The organism is Bilophila sp. 4_1_30 (assembly GCF_000224655.1).
GTDB classification, from domain to species: domain Bacteria; phylum Desulfobacterota; class Desulfovibrionia; order Desulfovibrionales; family Desulfovibrionaceae; genus Bilophila; species Bilophila wadsworthia.
On record NZ_JH114232.1, the window covers coordinates 177,259 to 181,141 of the forward strand.

General features: G+C 57.7%; 2 protein-coding genes. One reads left to right on the forward strand and one right to left on the reverse strand.

Features of this window, described 5'->3' with window-relative positions; all coding sequences use genetic code 11:
- Positions 1–36: 36 nt before the first annotated feature.
- Positions 37–2,511, reverse strand: a complete 2,475-nt coding sequence (locus tag HMPREF0178_RS07520; RefSeq protein WP_009368175.1) for a glycyl radical protein — start codon at positions 2,509–2,511, stop codon at positions 37–39.
- A 509-nt stretch (positions 2,512–3,020) separates the two neighbouring features.
- On the opposite strand from HMPREF0178_RS07520, the gene HMPREF0178_RS07525 reads away from it, so the two are divergent.
- Positions 3,021–3,854 (forward strand): amidohydrolase family protein, encoded by an 834-nt coding sequence (locus tag HMPREF0178_RS07525; protein ID WP_009368176.1) that lies wholly within the window; start codon positions 3,021–3,023, stop codon positions 3,852–3,854.
- Positions 3,855–3,883: the final 29 nt, after the last annotated feature.

The following is a 3,883-nucleotide window of genomic DNA, read 5'->3' on the forward strand; positions in this document are numbered from 1 at the left end:
TTCTGAAGAAAGTATCTCCTCCTCCCCTCCAATTTTTTACAGATCCGCGTGTTCGGTGCGGTCGATGATGTCGTTCTGCAGGTCGGGGGACATGTCGCAGAAGTACGCGCTGTACCCGGCCACACGGACGATCAGGTTGCGATAGCTGTTCGGGTCCTTCTGGGCGGCGAGCAGGGTGTCGCGGTTGACGATGTTGAACTGGAGATGCCACAGCTTCAGGTCGCACCACGTCCGGATGATGCTCATAATTTTCTTCGCGCCCTGCTCGCCCGCCACGCACTTGGGCGACAGCTTGATGTTCAGAAGACGGGAGGCGCGGTTGATCATGCCGTAGTTCTTGGAATGGTAGTTCGACAACAGAACGGCGGTCGGGCCGTTGTGGTCGGCGCCGTGCGACGCGGAGGAACCGTCAGCCAAGGGGAACCCGGCAACGCGGCCGTTCGGGGTGGCGGCGATGATCTTGCCGAAAGGCACGTGCGAGGTGATCGGCACATAGCGGACGTCGACGTGAATGCCGCGATCCCGGCTGCTCTTTTCGGCTTCGACCTGCGTAAACCGGTCGACGTCCTTGGCGATGCTGTCGGCATAGGGATCATTGTTGCCGTAGCAGGGCGCGTTCTTCAGCATTTCCTGAATCGGCTCATACCCCACGAAGTTGGCGTTCATCGCGTCGAGCACTTCACGCATGGTCAGCCGCTTTTCCTCAAAGACGAGTTTCTTGATCGCGGCGAGGGAGTCCACCACGGTCGCATAGCCGAGGAATTCGAAGTACGAATAATCGACGCCGCCTTCGATCTTCTCGGAATGCAGATCCTGCATGTTCTTCATGCAGAGGTTGTGCAGCACGGAGGACAGCGGAGCCGCGAAATGCTGCGGGCGCAGACGGTCGACGATGTGCTGCTGCTGGAAAGCCTTCTGCAACAGATTGATGTGCTGCGCCTTGTAGGCCTCGTAGAATTCCTCCCACGTCTGGAAGCGGGTCGGATCGCCGGTTTCAAGGCCGATGAGCTCGTCGCCGTAGTAGTGCAGGCGGCCGTTGTTCATCAGCATTTCCAGCGCGGTAGCGAAGTTGATGTACACGCAGCCGGAGGTGTAGGTGTCGCGGTTGGGCATACGGGTTTCGGTACAGCCCGAAATGGCATAGTCCAGCGCCTCGTTGATCGGGCAGCCCTTGATGGCGTTCAGGGGCACCACTTCCTCGTCGTTGATGAGCTTCGGGAACCCGGAGCCATCCTGAACGGTCAGGGCGATCTCATACAGGAAACGGTCGGGCGTGCGCGAATGGATGCGGACCGCGAGGTCGGGGTAGGTCATCGGGAATTCGCGCTTGGATTCGAGGAACAGATACGACAGCTCGTTGGTGGCGTCCTCGCCCTCGGGCGTCTGGCCGCCGACGGTGACGGCTTCCCAGTGGGCATAGCCTTCCTGGAATTCATTGCCCGTGGGGTTGATGTACAGGTCGATGAACTGGGCCATGTCGACCCACATGCATTCGAGCAGTTCCTTGGCTTCCTCGGAGGTCAGCGTGCCTTCTTCAATATCCTTCTTGTAGTAAGGGTAGAGGTACTGGTCCATGCGGCCGTTGGAAATGATGGCGCTGGCCTTCTGTTCGATGCGCGAGAACATCTGCACGAACCACTGGCACTGGACGGCTTCGCGGAAGTTGCGGGCCGGATAGGCGGGCACATGTTCGCAAATGTCGGCCATGCGGAGCAGTTCCTGCTTGCGGACCGGATCGGACGTCGCGGCGGCTGTGTCGCGGGCAAGCTGCGCATGGCGCTTCGCCCAGATCATGATGGCGTCGCACACAATGATCATGGCTTCGAGGAACGGCTTCTTTTCCCAGATATCCACGGAGTTGGTCAGGTCGAGGCCCGCCAGCTTGGCCTTGGCTTCGTTCTGGATGTCGATGAAGCCGCGCTTCATGGCCTTTTCGTAATCCGGAACCCACTGGAGCGCGGAACGGTAGGAAGAGGTTTCGCTCACCACGAACTTGGACTTCAGGCCGCGTTCGTCGTGATAGGTCACGCCGCGGATTTCGGCGGGCAGCACCTTGTTGAGGTGCTCATGGTAGGTCTTGCCTTCCCAGTAGGGGGCGATTTCTTCCATGAGGATCTGCATGTCGGTGGGATCGATCTGGAAGGGGCTCTTTTCGCGGTTGGGAAGATCCTTCATGACTTCAATGTAGAAGTCGCCGTCGATTTCCGGATACAGGATGCCGTAGCGTCCGAGCTGCCCTACGCGGCCCGCGAGAAGCTGGTCGGGCGTGATATATACGGTAATTTTTTCAGCTACATTCTTGAGCGCCTTGGCCCAGCGCAGGGTCAGCAGCTCGCCTTCGGTCTGGCGCATGGATTCCGTGAAGTACCGGGCGCGCTCGATGTCCACGTGGGGAACGGTGAACTGGATGCGGTCGAGAATCTTATAGACGCGTTCGCGGCCTTGGCGATTGGCTTTCTTGGTACCCTGAAGACGTTCTTCCTGCGGGGACAGGCAGCAGCACTGGGACATGGGGAGCCTCCTAACAAAATGTTTATCTTGACGGTTCGTTTTTTCATCAAGTGGTTGCCCCGTTTAAAGCATCATGCGTGCCATCATGCATATCCTGCCTGAATAGAAAGAAAAATCAGCAAAGTACCCCATACGGTTGTACATTGCTCCCCGGAAAGCCTGGTGTGCATTTCTGCAATGGACTCTCCGGCAACCAACCCAATTCACAGCATTTCGACATTATGTGTGCATTTTTGCAATGCGAAAAAATACACATGCAAGATGACGCTTTTCGTTTCCGCTCTCCCTTCCGATATTCCCCCATACCCGCTCATACCAGATGAACATATTGATATTACATCATAAAATATTCCGTACGCATCATATGTTCTGTCGCCACCCCCCTTTTTCCTTCCCGATGAGCGGCATCAATCTTGCTTTTTTGCACACATCAGGACAGTTAGACGTGGTTCCTTTCCGTTCACACACGACGCCGGCACACGGCGCCAGCATACAAGGAGTCCTTTTTCATGAAAGCCATCGATTTCCGTTTCCGCCCCAACACGCCCGACGCCGTGGACGGGCTCATCCACAGCCCCTTCTTTGGAGACATGTGCGCCTTCTTCAACTACCCCGATCGCGCATGGTCGGCCTCGCTCGACAAAATCGTCGAGATCATGGACGAGCATGAAATCACCGGGGTCATCACCGGGCGCGACGTCGAAACGACCTATGGCTGCCCCTGTTCCAATATGGGCGTCGTGGAAATGATGAGGGCCTACCCCCACAAATTCTATGGCATGGCCGGGCTCGATCCACACAAGGGTATGCAGGCCATCGACGAGCTTTCCCGCATGGTCAACGAATTCGGCATGAAAGGCGCGTCCGTCGATCCCTACCTCGCCAAACTCCCGGCAGATCACCGCAAGTTTTATCCTATCTATGCCAAGTGCTGTGAATTGAAGGTTCCGGTGGTCATCAGCACCGGACCAGGTACCCGCGTTCCCGGCGCGATCATGGGCGACGCCTCCCCCGCCCGCGTCGACGAAGTGGCCCGCGACTTCCCGGATCTCACCATCGTCATGAGCCACGGCGGGTATCCCTACGTGCAGGAAGCCTGCATGGTCTGCCACCGCAACGCCAACGTCTATATGGAATGGTCCGAGTATGAGACGTGGCCCTTCGCGGACGGCTACGTCAAGGCGGGCAACGAGCTCATCCCCGACAAGCTCATTTTCGCCAGCGCCCATCCCTTCTATGACAGCTGGGAGCGCGCCAAGCTGTACGAGACTCTCGGCTTCAGGCCCGACGTGCTCGAGAACGTCCTGTACAACAACGCCGCCCGCATATTGGGGATTGCGTAGAATAATAAGCCGGGGGAGGGGAGAGGGAA